This window comes from Methylolobus aquaticus (assembly GCF_054172105.1).
In genome coordinates, this window is the sequence record NZ_JBSYXP010000001.1 from 113,252 (window position 1) to 131,604 (window position 18,353).

The 18,353-nt window shown below is 61.0% G+C and carries 17 protein-coding genes and 1 tRNA gene; 10 read left to right on the forward strand and 8 right to left on the reverse strand.

Going from position 1 to position 18,353, the window contains the following annotated elements:
* The first annotated feature begins 11 nt into the window (after positions 1 to 11).
* On the forward strand, positions 12 to 497 hold the full coding sequence (locus tag ACW73L_RS00485; protein WP_129882613.1) for a tRNA (cytidine(34)-2'-O)-methyltransferase: 486 nt from the start codon (positions 12 to 14) through the stop codon (positions 495 to 497).
* Here ACW73L_RS00485 and ACW73L_RS00490 read toward each other — a convergent pair.
* From ACW73L_RS00490 to ACW73L_RS00505, 4 genes are all read right to left on the reverse strand, one after another.
* Positions 494 to 1,504 (reverse strand): NAD(P)H-dependent glycerol-3-phosphate dehydrogenase, encoded by a 1,011-nt coding sequence (locus tag ACW73L_RS00490; RefSeq protein ID WP_498919348.1) that lies wholly within the window; start codon positions 1,502 to 1,504, stop codon positions 494 to 496. The genes ACW73L_RS00485 and ACW73L_RS00490 overlap by 4 nt on opposite strands.
* 51 nt (positions 1,505 to 1,555) lie before the next feature.
* Positions 1,556 to 2,029 carry a protein-export chaperone SecB gene (gene secB, locus ACW73L_RS00495; RefSeq protein WP_498919349.1) on the reverse strand — a complete coding sequence of 158 codons (474 nt, stop codon included), beginning with the start codon at positions 2,027 to 2,029 and terminating at the stop codon, positions 1,556 to 1,558.
* A gap of 46 nt (positions 2,030 to 2,075) precedes the next feature.
* The gene (locus tag ACW73L_RS00500) at positions 2,076 to 2,519 is read right to left on the reverse strand and encodes a rhodanese-like domain-containing protein (RefSeq protein ID WP_498919350.1); all 444 of its coding nucleotides are present in this window, start codon (positions 2,517 to 2,519) and stop codon (positions 2,076 to 2,078) included.
* 69 nt (positions 2,520 to 2,588) lie between these two features.
* Complete coding sequence (locus tag ACW73L_RS00505) at positions 2,589 to 2,900, reverse strand: ArsR/SmtB family transcription factor (RefSeq protein WP_498919352.1); 312 nt, start codon at positions 2,898 to 2,900, stop codon at positions 2,589 to 2,591.
* Between the two features lie 543 nt (positions 2,901 to 3,443).
* Between ACW73L_RS00505 and ACW73L_RS00510 the strand changes: the two genes are divergently transcribed.
* Positions 3,444 to 4,769, forward strand: coding sequence for a S41 family peptidase (locus ACW73L_RS00510; protein ID WP_498919353.1), 1,326 nt, complete (start codon positions 3,444 to 3,446; stop codon positions 4,767 to 4,769).
* A gap of 121 nt (positions 4,770 to 4,890) precedes the next feature.
* Here the strand turns inward: ACW73L_RS00510 and ACW73L_RS00515 are convergent, their stop codons facing one another.
* Positions 4,891 to 5,379, reverse strand: coding sequence for a DUF934 domain-containing protein (locus ACW73L_RS00515; protein ID WP_498919354.1), 489 nt, complete (start codon positions 5,377 to 5,379; stop codon positions 4,891 to 4,893).
* Positions 5,366 to 7,021, reverse strand: coding sequence for a nitrite/sulfite reductase (locus ACW73L_RS00520; RefSeq protein ID WP_498919355.1), 1,656 nt, complete (start codon positions 7,019 to 7,021; stop codon positions 5,366 to 5,368). The genes ACW73L_RS00515 and ACW73L_RS00520 overlap by 14 nt, the downstream gene beginning before the upstream one ends.
* A 264-nt stretch (positions 7,022 to 7,285) precedes the next feature.
* Here ACW73L_RS00520 and nhaD point away from each other — a divergent pair, with 264 nt between their 5' ends.
* From nhaD to ACW73L_RS00540, 4 genes are all read left to right on the forward strand, one after another.
* The gene (gene nhaD / locus ACW73L_RS00525; protein WP_498919357.1) at positions 7,286 to 8,686 is read left to right on the forward strand and encodes a sodium:proton antiporter NhaD; all 1,401 of its coding nucleotides are present in this window, start codon (positions 7,286 to 7,288) and stop codon (positions 8,684 to 8,686) included.
* Between the two features lie 234 nt (positions 8,687 to 8,920).
* Entirely contained in the window at positions 8,921 to 9,319 is a 399-nt protein-coding gene (locus tag ACW73L_RS00530) for a hypothetical protein (RefSeq protein ID WP_129882605.1), read from the forward strand.
* A 232-nt stretch (positions 9,320 to 9,551) separates the two neighbouring features.
* Complete coding sequence (locus ACW73L_RS00535) at positions 9,552 to 11,006, forward strand: glycosyl hydrolase family 57 (protein WP_498919359.1); 1,455 nt, start codon at positions 9,552 to 9,554, stop codon at positions 11,004 to 11,006.
* Positions 11,007 to 11,229: 223 nt separating this feature from the next.
* Entirely contained in the window at positions 11,230 to 12,375 is a 1,146-nt protein-coding gene (locus ACW73L_RS00540; protein ID WP_498919360.1) for a glycosyltransferase family 2 protein, read from the forward strand.
* Between the two features lie 137 nt (positions 12,376 to 12,512).
* Here the strand turns inward: ACW73L_RS00540 and ACW73L_RS00545 are convergent, their stop codons facing one another.
* Positions 12,513 to 14,003 (reverse strand): alkaline phosphatase PhoX, encoded by a 1,491-nt coding sequence (locus tag ACW73L_RS00545; protein WP_498919361.1) that lies wholly within the window; start codon positions 14,001 to 14,003, stop codon positions 12,513 to 12,515.
* A 1,039-nt stretch (positions 14,004 to 15,042) separates the two neighbouring features.
* Here ACW73L_RS00545 and ACW73L_RS00550 point away from each other — a divergent pair.
* Positions 15,043 to 15,119 (forward strand) — tRNA-Arg (locus tag ACW73L_RS00550).
* A 286-nt stretch (positions 15,120 to 15,405) separates the two neighbouring features.
* On the opposite strand, the gene ACW73L_RS00555 is transcribed toward ACW73L_RS00550, so the two are convergent.
* Positions 15,406 to 15,822 (reverse strand): septal ring lytic transglycosylase RlpA family protein, encoded by a 417-nt coding sequence (locus ACW73L_RS00555; protein WP_498919362.1) that lies wholly within the window; start codon positions 15,820 to 15,822, stop codon positions 15,406 to 15,408.
* A gap of 244 nt (positions 15,823 to 16,066) precedes the next feature.
* Between ACW73L_RS00555 and ACW73L_RS00560 the strand changes: the two genes are divergently transcribed.
* From ACW73L_RS00560 to lptC, 3 genes are read left to right on the forward strand one after another with little or no spacing between them, the layout of a single operon-like run.
* The gene (locus ACW73L_RS00560; RefSeq protein WP_498919363.1) at positions 16,067 to 17,080 is read left to right on the forward strand and encodes a KpsF/GutQ family sugar-phosphate isomerase; all 1,014 of its coding nucleotides are present in this window, start codon (positions 16,067 to 16,069) and stop codon (positions 17,078 to 17,080) included.
* 42 nt (positions 17,081 to 17,122) lie between these two features.
* Entirely contained in the window at positions 17,123 to 17,689 is a 567-nt protein-coding gene (locus tag ACW73L_RS00565; protein ID WP_498919364.1) for a KdsC family phosphatase, read from the forward strand.
* A complete protein-coding gene (lptC, locus tag ACW73L_RS00570; RefSeq protein WP_498919365.1) occupies positions 17,686 to 18,333 on the forward strand; it encodes an LPS export ABC transporter periplasmic protein LptC in 648 nt (215 codons plus the stop codon). Before ACW73L_RS00565 ends, lptC begins: the two co-directional genes overlap by 4 nt.
* The last annotated feature ends 20 nt before the right edge of the window (positions 18,334 to 18,353 follow it).

Sequence of the window (18,353 nt, forward strand, 5' to 3'; positions counted from 1 at the left end):
GGAGGCGGTGCGTGTTCCACATCGTGCTCGTCGAGCCGGAAATTCCGCCCAATGCGGGCAACATAATCCGCCTCACCGCGAACTTGGGGGCGCATCTGCACCTGATTCACCCGCTGGGGTTCGAACTCAGCGACAAGCAGCTGCGAAGGGCCGGCATGGACTATCGAGATCTGGCTCGAGTCAGCGAACACGCGTCGTGGATGGGCTTCGTCGAGGCAGTTCGTCCGCAGCGGACTTTCGCGATTACTACGAAGGGCGAGCGTTGCTATGCCGAGGTTCAGTTTCGAGCCGGCGATGGCCTGGTGTTCGGTCCGGAATCGCGCGGCCTGTCCAGGAGCCTGCTCGATACGTTTGATGCCGGCTCCCGCTTGTCGGTGCCGATGGCGGCCGGTTCCCGCAGTATGAACCTGTCGAATTGTGTGGCGGTGGTCGCGTACGAGGCCTGGCGACAATGCGGGTTCGTGAGCGATCCAGTCGTCACGGGGACCGCTGGTTAACGGCCCATCGTCTCCGCCTTCTGGCTGCGCAGCAGCAGATTCCTCACCGCGTCGACGGCGGGCAGATCTTCGTAGAGCATACGGTATACCTGCTCGGTGATCGGCATGTCGACACCAAGTTCCCGTGAGCGCTGATAGACGAGTCGCGTCGTGACGACTCCTTCGATTTCCTGTCCGATCTCCGCGGCAACGTCTTCTCTGCGGAGTCCGCGCCCCAGGCCCAGTCCGAACCGCCGATTGCGCGACTGATTGTCGGTGCAGGTCAGGATCAGATCGCCCAGGCCTGCGAGACCCATCAGCGTTTCGCTACGCGCGCCCAGGACCAGGCCGAGCCGCATGATTTCCGACAGGCCGCGGGTGATCAGGGCGGCGCGGGCATTGGCTCCGAACCCGATACCATCGGCGACTCCAGCGGCGATCGCGAGCACGTTCTTCGTGGCGCCTCCAACCTGTACGCCGATCACGTCGTCACTGGTATAGGCGCGGAACTGCTCGCTATGCAGCCGCGCAGCGACTTCTTGGGCAAACCCGGGCTGACGAGAGGCGACCGTGACGGCGGTGGGGAGGTCCGCTGCGACCTCAGCGGCGAAGGTGGGTCCCGAGATCACGGCGGCTGGCGTGGTCGGACCGAGGAGCTCGGATACCACGTCATCCAGCAGTCGACCGGTGGTCAGCTCGAGCCCTTTGGTCGCCCACGCGATGTGGACGTCCGGAGCCAGCCACGGTGCGACGGTTTGCAGACAGGACCGAAACGCATGGCTGGGCAGCACGAGCACGACCAATCCGACACCAGCGACGGTTGCCTGGAGGTCCTCGCAAACATCGAGTTGCGGCGGGAAAGGGATGCCGGGCAGATACTGTTGGTTGCTGCGGTCGGCGCGAAGCCGAGCAATATGGGCCGGATCGTGGCCCCACAGCATGCAGCGATGGCCGTTGCGCGCCAGCCGGATCGCCAGAGCGGTACCCCACGAACCGGCACCCAGGATTGCGATCGTCGATCCCGTCATCTAACCCGGCTTATCGCCCTCAAGCCTCGTATCCCGCAGCTTGGCTTGCGGTCAATGGCTGCGCTGTGAGGCGTCGGGCGAGGCCTCCTGAGCCTGTTGCAGGTGTTGGGCATAAAGCGCGTCAAAGTTCACCGGCGCGAGCAGCATCGGTGGAAATCCGCCCTTGATGACCAAATCCGAGACCGCTTCGCGCGCGAACGGGAACAGGATGTTGGGGCAATAGCTACCGATCAGCGGGCCGAGTTCTGCCGCGGAAAAACCCATCATTGCGAAGATGCCGGCTTGAGACACCTCCACGAGATAAGCGGTCTTGTCCTCGAGTTTGACGGTGACGGTCACCGTCAGGGTGACTTCGTAGAGGTCTTCCTGCAGCGTGGTGGCATTGGTGTTGAGGTTGAACTCAACCGCTGGCTCCCATTTGAGCGTGAACACGTTGGGGCTGTTGGGGGTCTCGAACGAGACATCCTTGACATAGAGCTTCTGCAGCGCGAGCTGCCGTTCGGGTTGCTTGCCTTCGTCGGCCATCCGAGAACCTTCGTGAAAGTGATTGTAGGGTTGATGAGGGTCAGCGTTAATTCTTCGAACGCTTGCGGCTTATCGGCAGTTTTGCCTCTTCCCAGGCCACCATGCCGCCTTGCAGTTCGTATACGTCGGTGAATCCGAGCGCTGCAAGCTTGCGGCATGCCTGCGGTGAGCGGGTACCCGACTGACAGGCGACGATCACCGGGGAGGTTTTGGATTCCTGCAGCTCGTAGGCGCGGTCATCGATCTTGCCGAGGGGTATGTGGCGCGCATTTTCAATGTGCCCTGCCGAGAATTCGTGAGGTTCCCGGACATCGATCACGATGGTTTGTTCGCCATTCATGAGCGCAACTGCCCCGGCGGGCGTCACCAGTTTGTGCTTGCGCAGCATGGTCTCGATGAGATCCTGGGCCAGCAACACTGCGACTACGACGGTCGCTCCAACCATGATCCAATGGTTGCCGAGAAATTCGAAAATACGATCCAGATCCATACAACGGGCCTTGAAATTTGACGGGGAAACGAGCTAGGAGGGCGAAGCGGCCGCTCACAGGTAGCGGGCTCAGTGCGGACAAAACACTTCTTTCATCATCTCGATCAGCTGCAGTGTCCGCTTGTCGTCGACGTAGTAGTACACCCGGTTTGCGTCCTTCCTGCAAGCCAGAATCCCTTTCTCTCGCAGGATCCCTAGGTGCTGCGACACGTTGCTCTGCGTGGTTCCGACGCGGTCGACGATATCCTGTACGCTGATGCTTGCGTGACCCAGCGTGCACAGGATCTTCAGCCGCAAGGGGTGTGACATGGCCTTCAGGCAATGTGCAGCGCGCCGAATGTCGGCGTCGTCGGCGATCAGCAGGTTCTTGGGGTCGGTCATCTCGGGGCTACGCTGCGTTTCCGGGAACAGGCTCGTGTCGGGCGACGACTTATGCTCTCAAAAAAGATACAATCATGCTATTGTCGATGTGCACCCTAAATGGTGGCCGGTGGTGGCCACTGAGATCCCAAGGTCCAGTTGCATTGCTGCAGTATACGTTGAACCGTTCGGTTGCCACACCATTTGTCTCCGCGGCGGGCGCGGGCCAGTCATGGTCTCGGACACGCTACGTGTGCGATATTGCGCGTTCGGTCGCTGGTGCACGGCTTACTGCGGCGGTGCGCGGTGCGTCGCTACGGCCCCTTCGAACGCGCGGTTTTTGGTGCCACGGCCTGAGTTCGGGTAAAAGCCCTAGGGCAATGCGCAGAGCCCTGTCCGCCGCGCATCAACCGAGCGCTCTCAGCTGACCGGGTCCGCGTCAGAGGTGCGGGAGATCCGCCTGCGGCGCGAGCGCGGCAGGCCGCCAATGTCCCGGCGGCGTGAAGGCCATAGGTTTCCCGGGGCCGCCCGTCCCTTTCCCCGTTTTTCTTCCGGTAGATTTTGATGTTGAGCACACGCCAGTTCGCTACTCGGCTGACGATCCTAACGCTGCTGAGCGGTACGGCTCCGCAGGCGGCCGACAAGCAGCCCGAGCCGGGAGTGGGTGCGATTCCCTACGAGGGGTTGCGAACCTTTTCGGAAGTCTACGGGAGAATCCGGCAGGACTATGTCGAATCCGTTCCCGACGAAAAGCTGCTCGAAGATGCCATTCGAGGCATGCTGACGGGTCTTGACCCGCATTCGGCTTACCTCGATCAGGAGCAGTACAACGAACTGAAGGTGGGTACGACCGGACAGTTCGGCGGTCTGGGTATCGAGGTCGGTATGGAGAATGGCTTCGTCAAGGTCATCGCGCCGATCGACGATACGCCGGCCGACAAGGCGGGTATCAAGGCGGGCGACCTTATCATTCGTCTCGATGACCGTCCGGTCAAGGGTATGGCGCTGAATGACGCGGTGAAGATGATGCGCGGGGAGCCCGGCACCGACATCGTGCTGACCGTCGTCCGCGAGGGTGTGCAGCAGCCGCTGAAGATCACGATTACCCGCGACGTGATTCGCATCAAAAGCGTCAAGAGCCGCCTGTTGGAGGACGGTTACGCCTACGTCCGCATCACCAGCTTCCAGTCGCAAACCGGTGACAGTGTCGTCGAGGCCATCGACGAACTCAGGAAGAAGGGCGAGATCAAGGGGCTGGTGCTCGATTTGCGAAATAATCCCGGCGGCGTGCTCAACGCTGCCGTCGCGGTCAGCGACGCGTTCCTAGAGAGCGGTCTGATCGTCTACACGGATGGTCGCATCGAGGACTCGAAGATGAAGTTCAGCGCGACCGCGAACGACGTGTTGAAGGGGGCGCCGATCGTGGTGCTGATCAATGCCGGTTCCGCATCGGCTTCGGAGATCGTTGCCGGGGCGCTCCAAGATCACAAGCGCGCCGTCATCATGGGCGAGAAGACCTTTGGCAAGGGCTCCGTGCAGACCATCATGCCCACCAGCAATGGCGGTGCCGTAAAGCTCACGACGGCCCGCTACTACACGCCGTCGGGCCGCTCGATACAGGCCGAGGGGATTGCCCCGGACGTTCCAATTTCGAAGGTCAAGCTCCAGATGGCGGAAAAGTCGGAATTTGCGCCGATCAAAGAGGCCGATTTGGCTAACCATCTGACCAACGAGAAAGCGCCCGTCGGAGACGACGGCAAAGGCGATGATGCTGCGAAGGAAGACGATGCTCTGGCGGTTCAGGATTTTCCGTTGAACGAGGCCCTGAACTTGCTGAAGGGGATCAACATCATGCGGCATACGGGCAGCAAAGGGCTCGCGAAGAAGTAAGGCTCACGAACTGTGCTAGCAAGCCACGTCGCAAGGCGGCTGCGACGGCGTCTTCCCGATCGTTCGCCGAGGCTATTGCCGCCTTCCATTCGCCTGCTGCCGGGAGTCTCACCGCCGGCACTTATCTGCGTGCTCGACGATACAACGGTTGTTTCTCGTCGGTGGCTGCCTGATAGAGGACTGAAAACGTCGTAATCGCTTGCCCTACCGCTTCCGGGCTGATGTCTTCGGTCGGCTCGAAGGTATCGACACCAACGCGACTCAGAAAAAAGATCTGGTCCAGGATGAAGTCGCCCCGGGCCCGCAATTCTCGGGCGAATCCGAAGCGCTCGCGCAGCAGGCGAGCCAGACTGAACAGGCGGCCATCGGCCATCGTGGCAAAGCTCAGTACGATCAGTGGGAAGCGCTGCAGGTCGTCGGCAATCGTGTCAGGCGCATCCCCTGCTTCGAGACGCAAACCGACCGGGTCCGGCCTCGCCATCAGTGCTGTCCGCTCTGCGTGCCAGCGGAGCAGCGACACGGTCACCTGGCCGGACGGCGGTATCGCCGCCTGATCGTCCAGGTGCAGCCATTCGTCGGTTATCGCCCGACCATCCTTAACGATGACCATAAACCTGCTCCTGAAAGGGGGTAATGCCGATCCGGCGCACCGTTTGCAGAAAGGATTCGTCCGGTGCGCGGAGTTCCACGTAGGTCTTCAAGATGGTCGTGACCACGTCGGCGACGTCCGGTTTGGCGATGGCGGGCCCGAGGCGCTCGCCCAGAGCGGCTTCGTTCGCGGATGAGCCACCCAAGGTCAGCTGGTACCACTCCTCGCCCTTCTTGTCGACGCCGAGGATACCGATGTGCCCCACGGTATGATGGCCGCAGCCGTTCATGCAGCCGGAGATATTGATACGCAGGTCACCCAGGTCATACAGATAGTCGAAATTATCGAGGCGTGAATATATTTCCTCGGCAATCGGGATCGAGCTGGCATTGGCGAGTGAACAAAAATCCAGCCCGGGGCAGCAGATGATGTCCGTAGCTTTGTTGATGTTCGGGGTTGCGACGCCCCACTCGCGAAGCTCGGACCAGAGCGTGTGGAGCTCCGACGCCCGCACATCCGCGAAGATCATGTTCTGGTTGTGCGTAACCCTGATTTCGCCGAAGCTGTAGCGGTCGGCCAGTTCGGCAATGGCGTCCATCTGTCGGTGGTCCAGGTCGCCGGGCGGTACCTTGGGGGGTTTCAGCGACAGGAACACGATGCGATAGCCGGGCACTTTGTGCGCGAAGGTGTTGTGGCGGAACCAGGCCGCGAAGGCCGGATCGGATTCGGTCAGCTGTGCCACGGCCCCCGGCAGTTCCGCGGGCAGGGTGTCGTAGGGCGGCTCGGTGAAGTGGGCTTTCACGCGCTCGATCTCGGTGTCGTCGAGCACCAGGTCATCCTTGATCTGTTGCCACTCCTGTTCCACCTGCGCCGTGAAGGCAGCGACCCCGGTCTCCTTCAGTAGAATCTTGATGCGCGCCTTGTATTTGTTGTCGCGCCGCCCGAAGCGGTTATATACGCGGAGTATCGCTTCGAGATAGGACAAGAGGTCCCGCTTCGCGAGAAACGGGCGTATCGTTTCCCCGATGATCGGGGTGCGACCCAGGCCGCCCCCGACCAGCACTGCGAAACCCACTTCGCCGGCCTCATTCCGAACGAGGCGCAGTCCGATGTCGTGCACTTGTACTGCGGCGCGATCCTGTTCGGCCCCGGTGACGGCGATCTTGAACTTGCGCGGCAGATAGCTGAATTCGGGATGGAACGTCGACCATTGGCGGATGATCTCGCAGTAGGGGCGCGGATCTTCTAGCTCGTCGGCGGCCACGCCGGCGATAGGGTCGCTGGTGACGTTACGGATGCAGTTGCCGCTGGTCTGGATCGCATGCATCTGGACCGAGGCGAGGTCCGCAAGAATGTCGGGAACTCGGCTCAGTTCCGGCCAGTTGTACTGGACGTTTTGCCGAGTCGTGAAATGCCCGTAGCCCCGGTCATAGGTGCGGGCGATGTGCGCCAGCATACGCAGTTGCCTCGTCGACAACAGGCCATAAGGGATCGCCACCCGCAGCATCGGTGCGTGCCGCTGCAGGTACAGGCCGTTCATCAGCCGTAAGGGGCGGAACTGGTCCTCTGTCAGTTGTCCAGCGAGGAAACGTGCCGTTTGGTCGCGGAACTGCCGCACCCGCTCGTCGACAATCCGCTGATCGAATTCATCGTACTGATACATGGAAAGCTCTGTTGCACATCGGGTAAAGCCTACTCTCCCAGTCAGGTTAACATGGTGCGCATCCCATTCGGAAGTGATAAAAAATGCTAGCCTTATAACTTCTTACGTCAAGCGAGGCCGCGGGGATACAACGCGCTGTCCCCGATGCCCTGCCCGAAAGGGGATGGCATGGGCGTGGAGGTGTCCAAGCCGAAGACGCTCCTATATAATCGGCGGGTTTTTTTGGGAGTGGCCAACGCCGCACAATGAGCGGCCGTTGGTGTGATGGGTTCCAGTCACCGCATCGAGAAAGAAGAGGGTTTCAACTTGGCACGCGCGCTTGTATTCCTGTCCCTGTCGCTCCTCCTGCCGGAGGTGGCGTTCGCTGAAGAGTTTCAAAATCTTGGACTGACCGGCGCTCAACGCGGCATCTACTGTCTGCTGATCTTCGTCATCGCCTACGCCTTCGTGATGACCGAGGAGTTTACGCACCTGCGCAAGTCCAAGCCGGTCATCCTGGCGGCGGGCATCATCTGGGCACAGGTCGCCTACATGGCGAGCACCAGCAACGTCCCGTCGGAACAGGTCCATCAGGCATTCGAGCATGACCTGAAGGAATACGCCGAATTGATGCTGTTCCTGCTAGTGGCCATGACTTACATCAACGCGATGGCCGAGCGCAACGTGTTCGAGGCGCTGCGGTCCTGGCTGGTCAGTCGCAAGTTCGGTTACCGGAAACTGTTCTGGATTACCGGCGTCATCACGTTCTTCCTGTCATCGGTCGCCGACAACCTGACATCCGCCCTGCTGGTCGGCGCGGTGGTCATGGCCGTCGGGGCCAACAGCCCCAAGTTCGTCAGTCTGGGTTTTATCAACCTGGTAATTGCCGCGAACGCCGGTGGCGCTTTCAGCCCGTTCGGCGACATTACCACGCTGATGGTCTGGCAGGCTGGCCGCGCGGAGTTCTTCGACTTCTTCATGCTGTTCGTCCCGTCGGTCGTCAATTTCGTCGTGCCGGCCGCCATGATGCATTTTGCGATCCCGGACGAGTTGCCGAGTTTCCCCGAGGAAGATCAGGTGCAAATGAAGCCCGGGGCCCTCGTGATTTGTGGTCTGTTCATCCTGACGATCGCCATCGCGGTGTCGTTCAAGCAGTTTCTTCACCTGCCTCCGTTCATGGGCATGATGGTTGGCCTGTCGATTCTGATGTTCTTCGGCTACCGCCTGAAGATGATTTTTCACGATGCCGAGGACCGGTTCGATGTGTTCAACAACGTGCGCGATGCCGAGTGGGACACGCTGCTGTTCTTTTTCGGGGTGGTCTTCGCGGTCGGTGGTCTGGGCTACATCGGATATCTCGAGTTGGCCTCCATCGCGATGTACGACGGGCTCGGCGCAACGACAGCCAACATTCTGATCGGCATCCTGTCGGCGATCGTCGACAACATCCCGGTCATGTTCGCAGTGCTGAACATGAACCCCGATATGGACCTGTATCAGTGGATGCTGGTTACGCTGACGGCGGGTGTGGGTGGTTCGATGCTATCGGTCGGATCGGCGGCCGGCGTCGCACTGATGGGGACTTCGCGCGGGATGTACACCTTCTTCAGTCACATCAAATGGACTCCCGCGGTTGCGGCCGGTTACGCCGCGAGCATCCTGACGCATTACTGGATCAACGGCTAGGATCCGTTCGGATCTCTGTCGGGGGCGAGGGAGCCACGGCACGGGTCGAGGACGCGAGTCTGGGGGAACGCTGGCGCCCGCATAGGGTCTAGGACTTTGTTTGACGATGAAGCGCCCGGTGCTGCACTCGGGCGCGTCGCGCAAGCTGAGTCTCGACGACGCGCGAGTCCTGCGTCGTACGGGCTCGTCCAAACCCCTCAACGAACGGCAGTTTCGTCGGAACTGGAAGACGTCATGAAACAGATCAATGTTCGAGCGCTGGTCCAGGGTACGCTGGTATTCATCGCCCTGTACTGCATTCATTTGCTGATCCTGCCGTGGCTGTCGAAGGCCTTTGCAAAAGGTGATGCCGAGTCGATCGTATTCGGCGTGCATCAGTTCCTCGGCTTGGCGACCTGTATGGCGTCGGGGTACGTAGCGGCAACGGTTTCTGGCAAGAACGGGTTCTTCTACGGCCTGGGCGTGGGTGCTCTGGGAACCCTGCTATCTGCCCTCGCCGCAGCGCTGTGGTCGGTCACCATGGATGCGCCGTTTCCGGAACTGGCGCGACTGCCTTTCTGGATGATGGTCAACGGTTTCCTCGCGGCTTTTGCAGGTCTCCTGGCGACCTACAGTGACGACGCGGCAGATTAGCGCCGCCGTCCGCTATCGGGTGAGGCATGCGCCTAAGCTCCCGGATCTTGCAAGCAGGGGACGCGTGCGTCGCCCGGGTTCCTGAGTATGCCGATCGGCAGGGTCTTCGCACGCTGGGAGTGACGAGGAGCCCGCTCTCGTGCATGACCTCTTGAACCCGTGCGTGGCGTCTTTCAGGGCGAGGATACCGACCCCCTTGAGAGTTTATTCAATAGGATGAGGTTTCCGACTTATGCTCAGTGAGTACGTCGACGGTTTGCCCAATATCAGCGGTTCCGAGGCCGAGATCGGGAACGCTCTCGCGCAGGGTCGCCAATGGATTTACAAGACGCCGGGCACGCCTGCCCTCGAAAGCATCAAGAGCGCTTGTGCGGTCGCGTTGCACATGCATCAGCCCCTGATTCCGGCGGGCGGGCAGGATCTTGCGACCGCCGAGCTGATCAGCAACCTGCAGTACATGATGGAGAACCAGGGGGTAGGTGACAACCACAACGCCCCCGGTTTTCATTGGTGCTACAAGCGGATGGGCGAGATCGTTCCGCAACTGATGGACGAGGGCAAGGAGCCCCGCGTCATGCTGGAATACTCCGGAACGCTGTTCCACGGTCTCCGCAAGATGGGCCTCCATGACGTGTTCGATGCCTTGCGGGTGGTCACATGCGAGCCGCGTTATCAACGCGCTGTCGAATGGTTGGGTGCACCGTGGGGTCATGCGGTTGCGCCCTCGACGCCGACGCAGGACTATCGTTTGCACGTGCGCGCTTGGCAGCACCACTTCGCGGCGATCTTCGGGCTCGAGGCTCTGACGCGGGTGAGGGGCTTTTCGCCCTCGGAGATGGCTTTGCCGAACCACCCCGACGTTGCGTACGAGTTCGTGAAGACGCTTCGCGATTGCGGCTACCAGTGGGTGCTGGTGCAGGAGCACACGGTCGAGAACCCCGAGACGGGACAAGGGCCATCCCTCAAGCATTTGCCTCATCGGCTGGTCTGCACGAATTCCCATGGGGAGTCGGCGAGTATCATCGCCATCATCAAGACGCAGGGCAGCGACACCAAGCTAGTGGCGCAGATGCAGCCGTATTACGAAGCCAAGAGTCTTGAGCGACAGGCGCTTGCTGGCCGGCAGTTGCCCCCGCTGGTGACCCAGATCGCCGATGGGGAGAACGGCGGTGTCATGATGAATGAATTTCCAGGGAAGTACATGGAGGTCGTGCGCGAGGCCAGCGGTTCGCCGACTCCGTTGATGAACGTCAGCGAGTATCTGGAACTGCTCTATGCGGCCGGCGTTACACCGGACGATCTTCCGGTGCTGCAACCCATTCTCCAGAAACCCATCTGGGACCGCTTCAGTCCCGGAGAGGGTCCGGAGAAGATGGCCGCGCTAATCGAGGAGTTGAAGCAGGAAGTGCCGCACTTCCACATGGAGGGCGGCAGCTGGACCAACGACATCTCGTGGGTGCGCGGATATGAGGACGTTCTGCGTCCGATGGATGAGGCCAGCGCACTGTTCTACGAACGGGCGATCAAGCCCGGTGTCCCCAATAGCGATCCGCGCTTCCGCAATGCGCTGTTTCACCTGATGACCGCCCAGACAAGCTGTTACCGTTACTGGGGGCAGGGGCTCTGGACCGATTACGGCCGTGAATTGTGTCGCCGGGTCTCCGACATTCTGCGGCATGATCTTTGACGTTCGCGGGCTGGGCTGCCGTCACAGCCGGTGACATCGGCCTCGCGCACCGGGCGCGGGGCACGATGGATGATGCGGACGGTTGACGCGCTGCGGTGAGTCGCCGACGCCAAGCGTCCCTCGGGCCTGCCCTGTGATCTTCCCCTCCTGGTCGCTCCGTGTTGCGTCGACAGTCTTGACGATGCAATGACCAACCTGATTATCCGATGGAGTTTTTCACTTGATGCTGGTGGATAGCGACGGGCTGAGCGCCGAGGGCAGCCGCATTGAACTCGCCGCAGACGGGCCCGAGTTCTCGATCGTAGTCCCGACTTATAAGGAAAGGGCGAACGTCACCGAACTGGTGGCGAGGCTCAGGCGCGTGCTGGCCGGGATCCACTGGGAAGTGATCTTCGTGGATGACGATTCGCCCGACGGGACAGCTGATGCGGTAAGGGAACTCGGCCGTGTTGACCGGCGTGTACGCTGTCTGCAGCGAGTCGGGCGGCGTGGACTGTCGTCGGCTTGCGTCGAGGGTATGCTGGCCAGTTCCGCACCCTACGTCGCGGTCATGGACGCCGACCTGCAGCACGACGAAAGCCTGTTGCCCGACATGCTGCGTGCGCTGCGTACGGGCGACGTGGATGTCGTGGTCGGCAGCCGTTATGTCGCTGGCGGTGGCGTTGGCAACTGGAACGCCTCCCGACTCCGGAAGAGCCGGTTTGCCACCTGGCTGGCCCATTTTGCGGTCAAGGTGCCTCTTAGCGACCCGATGAGCGGGTTCTTCGCGCTGCGTAGCAATGTCCTGCATGCCGCCGTGCGCCACCTGTCGGCCATTGGCTTCAAGATTCTGCTGGATATTCTCGCATCCTCGGCGCAAGGTCTGCGCGTCCGGGAACTGCCCTATCAGTTCCGGGAACGGATCGCGGGTGAGAGCAAGCTGGATTCCAAGGTCGCTTGGGACTATCTGATGCTGATTCTCGACAAGACGCTCGGGCGATTCATACCCGTGCGCTTCGTCGTGTTCATGATGGTCGGAGGCTTGGGCGTATTCGTGCATCTTGCCGTGTTGACCTGGATGTTCAAGCTGGCGGGAAGCAGCTTCCTGTCGGGGCAAAGTGTGGCGACCCTGGTGGCGATGACGTTCAACTTCATCGTCAACAACGTGTTCACGTACCGCGACCGCCGCCTGTCGGGTTGGGGTTGGCTCTGGGGTTGGCTCACCTTCGTGCTGGCCTGCAGCATCGGAGCGCTGGCCAACGTCGGGATTGCGACCTATCTCTTCCAAGAAGAGAGAGCCTTCTGGGTGCTGTCAGCCATTGCGGGCATCGTGGTCGGTGCGGTCTGGAACTATGCCGTCACATCGATTTACACGTGGAAGTCGAAATAGTGTCACGACTCCAGGGTTCGACCCCATTGTTCATTCCGGGCCTTGGCGAAGATCGCCGGAGCGTCCTCCCTAGCGGTGGTGGCCGGGACTCGCGCTTCGTTGCGTCCCCGGCCACCGCGGCCTAAGCTTCCCCGAGCTTAGGGTGAGGTCATCTTGAATCCGCTGATTTCGAGTACGTCGTCAGTGCCGTACCCGTCTACCTGCGGCATGTTGTCGTCGGCCGAGTGTTGTATCGAGACGTAGGCCTTGGTGCCATCAGTGCTGAAGAAGAACCCGGTCGGTTCGGCCGAGGCATCGACCACCGACAAAATGCGCACGCAGCCATCGCTCTTGTTGTCCCGGTCGCGTCCGTCCCTGAGGCAGGCCCATACATCGCCATTGGGATTGTCCTCGATAACGTAGACGTTGCCAGTGACAGGCTGGAATGCGAGGTTGTCTGGCTGATTCAGTTGACGGTCTCCTTCCAGGAGGCGCTGAGTCGTGACTTTCGAGTCGGCGGCTGAGGAATCGACATCTTCGGCACACATCACCTCACCGTAATGGGCGTTGTCCGCGCGGCCGGTATTGGTCCAACAAAAACGAACGGCGTTGGGCATTGACTTGCGCGCTACGTAAAGCGGATCGCCGTGGAGATCTTCCGGTCGGTAATAGCCAGTGGCCCCGGCCTTGGCGGCGTCAACGGCTGCATTGGTGGCGCTAACCGGAACCCAACTCCCTCTACCGACCTCACAGCCCTGGCCGTACTGTACGCCGCTTTCGAGACAGGACAGGCGCATGGCATAGTTGTTTCCCGAAACCAGGGGCGAATCGCTGAGGGCGTTGATCCGTTCTGCACCGGTGCGCGGGTTAGTGGGTACGAACTTATACATCGCGCCGCCGTCGGAATCAGCGATCTTGTTGCCGCTGGCATCCTCCAGGTCGCCAGGTCGCAATTCATCGCCGAAATAGACGACGCCGTTCGGATACACCTGGAGACCTTCCCAACGGAGCTTCGCCAAAGCCGGGCGTTTGGCGATACGCGTTTCTACCGACTCGTCCGCCTTGACGATGGTTCCAGTGGTGCGATCGGTGATCGTCGAATCGTTGATGAGCGTGGGGCGAATGATCTCGTAGGCCGCGCCGTCATCGGTTTCTTCCGTGGCCACGATGCTTCCCCAAGGCGTCAGCCGTATGCCGTCGCAACCCTCCATGCCGCGCAGAATGGTGTCGACCTTGCCGTCGGACAGCCGAATGCGTTGCACGGAAGGATTCTTGAGACCGTTTTCCAGCGTTTCGAGACCGCCTTCGACGCAACTGATGATATGCGTCGGGGCATTGTCGCTGGGCCAGAAGGCCATCATGTCGGTGCTGTCGGCTGCAGATCGCGTCAGATAGCGGGCGGATAATCCATCGGCCAGGGTGATCAGGCTGGGTGCGGATTGGCCGGGATCTCGGGAAGGCGTGTCCTCCCCATTCGGATCGACGGCAGATTTTGCCAGGGGTGCTTCGACGCCGAAGTAATTCAGGCTGGCGTTGCCGAGCATGCGCTGGACGCGCAGGCCGAAGTCTGGGCTGTTGCCGGCCGCGAAAGCAGCGCTAGAAGTCAGAGCCAGCGCGGACGTGATCACTTGTCGTAGCATCAAACTCATGGTGTTTCCTAACAGAAAGTCAGCTTGGGTTTGCATCGCGCATGGGCGATGGCCGAGAGGGTATCGGCGGCGCGACGATATCCGGCGGATGTGTCGTGCTACTTACGGTAGCGTTACCGTTGCGGTTCATAGTTGGGGATCTCGCCGTGAACTCGCTGTCAAGCACCTAACGCGGCCGGCAAGCGGGCATGTGATCACACCAGCCGAGTCGCGGGCGGGGGCAAGCTTTGTTTCGGCTTAGGCAGTCCTGCCTATGGACTCGATTCTGCGACGGTCGTGGGGTGTTGAGGTCCGGCCGACTCGACCGTAGCGACGCGGTGATCGGGAGTTCGCTGGGCACGGGGTATGGTTCAGCTAAACGACCTGCCCCATCAGCGGCGACAGAGGGCCGGCGAGAGAGTGACCGACAACAGCTCGAGAGAGTTTTGAACTGAGGGTGCCATGAAGAACATGCTATCCCTTACTTTCGGCACAATGCTGCTGGCCTGAAGTATGCCGTCGGCCGCGGCATCCCTGCTTGCGGTCGGGGGATCCTATAGTGGACCCTCGGAGGTCAAGGCTTGCTGTTAAGTGTTCAACGGTAGCGGAACGAGTATCACCTTTGGTGCTCGCCGAACCCTCGATCAGTCGGGAACAGACGTAGCTCTCCCCACTCAGGAAGGGCACTGTGGTCATTTCAACCTGCCCCGAGGGCTCAACAAGCCGTGTCTCGTCAGCGGCAACATCGGAGGCGGTTCCGTCTATGCCTGCAAGATCTGGATCAACGAGCCAAAAACGCTGTTCCGAGGGACCCTCGATCTCCGCGATAGCGCTAATCGGGTGCTGGTCAGTTAGCCTTTGCGGTGATCAGGCAGGGCCCTCCATTGCAGGGGCTGACCAAGGATGCCACTCACGGCCGGGGAGGGAATCAAGGCTCTCGTCATTGTGAAGCGTGCCCGCGAGCCGCGTTCAGCGAGGCTTCCCGCTCGTATGAAATCGCCAGACGGAATCGCGCCCAGGTGACGCGCGCCGTCGGTCTCCGTAGAATAGCGTCCCAGAAGCGCCTGTAGCTCAGTTGGATAGAGTATCTGGCTTCGAACCAGGTGGTCGGGGGTTCGAGTCCCTCCGGGCGCGCCAACTCTTTAGGTTCTCTGGGGCGGCGATAATTGCAAGCGCCGTTTTTGGAACCTGCGCCGTCTTTGTGCCGGGGCGTCCCGTTGTACTGGGGCGTCCTTTAAGGAGGGAGCGAATCGCCAGTCCGCTTCCGGGGTCGCCCTCATGGGGCGGGGTGACGCTTACTGGCGATCCGCTTCAGGTCACGGTAACGGCACGCTGCCGTTGCGGAGCGTGCTAGTCGAGTAACATCGCCGAAAACTTCGGTCAGCTCCAAGGTTTTCCGATGTTAGAGGTTCCGTCTATCCTCTCAGGACGGTTCGTTTCCAGATTCCGATCTGCCCCAACGCAGGACTTCCACCTTCACACGGGCCAGGCCGGCGTGCAAGAAGCCAAGCTCCGTGGCGGCGCGCTTGGACAGGTCGAGCACGCGTCCGCGCGGCAACGGCCCTCGATCGTTTACGCGTACCTCGACGCTACGGTCGTTGCCAAGATTCGTCACCCGCAGAATGGAACCCAACGGATAGCGCGAGTGCACGGTCGCGGCGGTGAGGTCGTGCATGTTATAGCGTTCGCCGCTGGCAGTCTTCCGGCCGTGGAAGCGTTCTGCGTAGAACGACGCCGTGCCTACCGCCGTCTGATGCGCCGAAGCCATGGAGCTTATTGCCTGAGCACCAAAAAAAATAAATAAAAACAGGAACTTTAACTTTTTAGTTGACAAAGCCACGCGGGCCTCCTTCGGTTGGCGGAAAAGCCTCCGCGATCCCATGATAAGCAACAGATATGATTTGTCAAACTTCCCCCTCGTTCGCTTATTACCAGGGCCTTGGATCCGCGTCCAGCACGACGCTCCTCCTCGTGGCCCCCGAGGCCTCCTCGATGCCGTTCCGACGAGTTCATCAATACCTCTGAGGCACTTCCGGATCAGTGTGACGGGTACAGCCGGGAATGTTCATGGCATAATTATTGAAATGAGCAAACCATCGGCTGCCACTTTGGCTGCAATCAAGTCATCCGCTGACGACACCTTCCTTGCCATGGGGCGGCGGGTGATTGCGATTGAGGCCGAAGCGGTAGCGGCGCTTGAGGCGCGTATCGATAGGCAATTCGCTCATGCCTGCCGCCTTTTGATGGAGTGTGCCGGACGCATCGTAGTGACCGGCATGGGAAAATCAGGGCATGTGGGCGGAAAGATTGCGGCGACCCTCGCCAGCACGGGCAGTCCCGCCTTCTTCGTTCATCCTGGCGAAGCCTGCCATGGGGATCTGGGCATGATCACCGCCGCGGATGTCGTGCTGGCGCTATCGAATTCGGGCTGCACCGAAGAGTTACTGACTATCCTTCCTTTGATCAAGCGTTTGGGCGTCCCTCTGGTGGCCATTACCGGCAACCCAGGGTCCACGCTGGCCCGGGAGGCAGATGCCCACATCGACGCGAGCGTTAGGGTCGAGGCCTGCCCGCTCGGTTTGGCGCCAACCTCGAGTTCGACCGCGGCACTGGTAATCGGCGATGCCTTGGCGGTAGCGCTGCTCGAAGCGCGCGGGTTCACGCAGGAAGACTTCGCCTTGTCCCACCCCGGCGGCAGCCTTGGCCGGCGCCTGCTGCTACGGGTTCGCGACGTCATGCATCAGGGCAATGAGATCCCGGTGGTTCCACCGACTGTTGCGGTCAGCGACGCCGTGTTGGAAATGACTGCCAAGAAACTGGGCATGACGGCGGTAGCCGATGCCGAAGCCCGGGTTTGCGGCATTTTCACGGATGGCGATTTGCGTCGCCTGTTTGAAAAGGCCCATGACATCCATGCCACGCCGATCGCCGACGTCATGACCCGGGGTTGCCGGACGCTGGGCCCCGATGTGCTTGCGGCGGAAGCCTTGCGCCTGATGCAAGAGCTGTCTATCAATGCCTTGCTGATCGTTGATTCGGAGCACCGCCTGCTGGGAGCCTTGAACATGCATGACCTGCTGCGCGCCGGAGTGATGTAGATACCTGTGAGCCGATAGAACGCCTTTGCCGAGCCTGCTTCTATGCACAGCCTTCCTCCACCTCTGCCACCCATCGCGCTTGATGTCGCTGCCGACGTGGTGGCGCGGGCCGCGAAGGTCCGGCTCGTGGTCTTCGATGTCGACGGGGTCCTGACCGATGGCAAACTCTTTTTCGACGAGCAGGGCAGGGAGTACAAGGCCTTCCATGCGCGGGATGGCCATGGCCTGAAGCTGTTGCGATCGACCGGGGTCGAGACTGCTGTGATTTCCGGGCGCAAGTCAGAGTCGGTGTCGCGGCGTATGGAAAACCTCGGGATCGATCGTGTCTTTCAGGGTATCGAGGACAAGCTGCCGGTCTTGCAGGTTCTCTGTGCACAGCAGGCGCTGTCCCTCGATCAGGTGGCTTATGTCGGCGACGACTTGTTGGATCTGGCGGTCATGCGGAGAGTGGGGCTTGGCGTTGCCGTGGCCGATGCACATTTCACGCTGCTTGCCATCGCGCACTGGCAGACGCGGCAAGCCGGCGGGCACGGGGCGGCGCGCGAGGTTTGTGATCTCGTCATGTATGCGCAAGGGACTTTGCCTGGGGTCGTCGAGCGCTACGCATGAAGTTCCCGACGTCCGCGTCGCCGCGGAGCGTGTTGCTGTATGGAGTGCTGCTGCTGATCGTCGGCGGCACGGGCTGGCTGGCCCAGTGGTTGGCGCCACCCGCTGAGCCGATCGAACCTAAGCCCAAGGGCACGGTCGACTATTATGCGGTAAACCTGCTGCGCACCATTGCCGACGAAGCGGGTAAGACCAAGAATATCCTGTACGCCGAAAAGCTGACGCATTACGACAACGATGACCATTCGGAGCTGGAAAAGCCGGTGCTGACGATGTTCTCCGGAGACGGGCCGCCCTGGGTCGTACACGGGGAACAGGGTACCGTGTCGTCTCGCGGCAGCGAGGTCTTTCTCAAGGGGCCGGTGCTGGTTCTGCGTGATGCCGACCGCAATGGACGCACGGTCCGGGCGGAAGCCTCCAACGTCAAGATCCTGCCCGACGAGGAGTATGGGGAAACGGACGATTTCGTTCAGATCGTAAGCCCCCCCGACGAGTTGTCAGGCGTGGGCATGCAGGCGCATTTCGGGAAGGCTTTCAAAGTGACGGTGCTGTCGTCGGTGCGGCGCAGGCACGATGTGGTCCGCGCGCCCGACACGCGGCCGCGACGCAAGGTGCGGCCGCAGCAGGCCGGTAAAAGAAACCGGTAAAAGAAAATAGGCTGAGTTTA

Excerpts from the sequence above, each read along its gene's own strand:
- ACW73L_RS00490 (WP_498919348.1), bottom strand. The coding sequence starts at position 1,504 with ATGACGGGATCGACGATCGCAATCCTGGGTGCCGGTTCGTGGGGTACC.
- secB (WP_498919349.1), bottom strand. The coding sequence starts at position 2,029 with ATGGCCGACGAAGGCAAGCAACCCGAACGGCAGCTCGCGCTGCAGAAG.
- ACW73L_RS00500 (WP_498919350.1), bottom strand. The coding sequence starts at position 2,519 with ATGGATCTGGATCGTATTTTCGAATTTCTCGGCAACCATTGGATCATG.
- ACW73L_RS00505 (WP_498919352.1), bottom strand. The coding sequence starts at position 2,900 with ATGACCGACCCCAAGAACCTGCTGATCGCCGACGACGCCGACATTCGG.
- ACW73L_RS00510 (WP_498919353.1), top strand. The coding sequence starts at position 3,444 with ATGTTGAGCACACGCCAGTTCGCTACTCGGCTGACGATCCTAACGCTG.
- ACW73L_RS00515 (WP_498919354.1), bottom strand. The coding sequence starts at position 5,379 with ATGGTCATCGTTAAGGATGGTCGGGCGATAACCGACGAATGGCTGCAC.
- ACW73L_RS00520 (WP_498919355.1), bottom strand. The coding sequence starts at position 7,021 with ATGTATCAGTACGATGAATTCGATCAGCGGATTGTCGACGAGCGGGTG.
- nhaD (WP_498919357.1), top strand. The coding sequence starts at position 7,286 with ATGGGTTCCAGTCACCGCATCGAGAAAGAAGAGGGTTTCAACTTGGCA.
- ACW73L_RS00530 (WP_129882605.1), top strand. The coding sequence starts at position 8,921 with ATGAAACAGATCAATGTTCGAGCGCTGGTCCAGGGTACGCTGGTATTC.
- ACW73L_RS00535 (WP_498919359.1), top strand. The coding sequence starts at position 9,552 with ATGCTCAGTGAGTACGTCGACGGTTTGCCCAATATCAGCGGTTCCGAG.
- ACW73L_RS00540 (WP_498919360.1), top strand. The coding sequence starts at position 11,230 with ATGCTGGTGGATAGCGACGGGCTGAGCGCCGAGGGCAGCCGCATTGAA.
- ACW73L_RS00545 (WP_498919361.1), bottom strand. The coding sequence starts at position 14,003 with ATGAGTTTGATGCTACGACAAGTGATCACGTCCGCGCTGGCTCTGACT.
- ACW73L_RS00560 (WP_498919363.1), top strand. The coding sequence starts at position 16,067 with ATGAGCAAACCATCGGCTGCCACTTTGGCTGCAATCAAGTCATCCGCT.
- ACW73L_RS00565 (WP_498919364.1), top strand. The coding sequence starts at position 17,123 with ATGCACAGCCTTCCTCCACCTCTGCCACCCATCGCGCTTGATGTCGCT.
- lptC (WP_498919365.1), top strand. The coding sequence starts at position 17,686 with ATGAAGTTCCCGACGTCCGCGTCGCCGCGGAGCGTGTTGCTGTATGGA.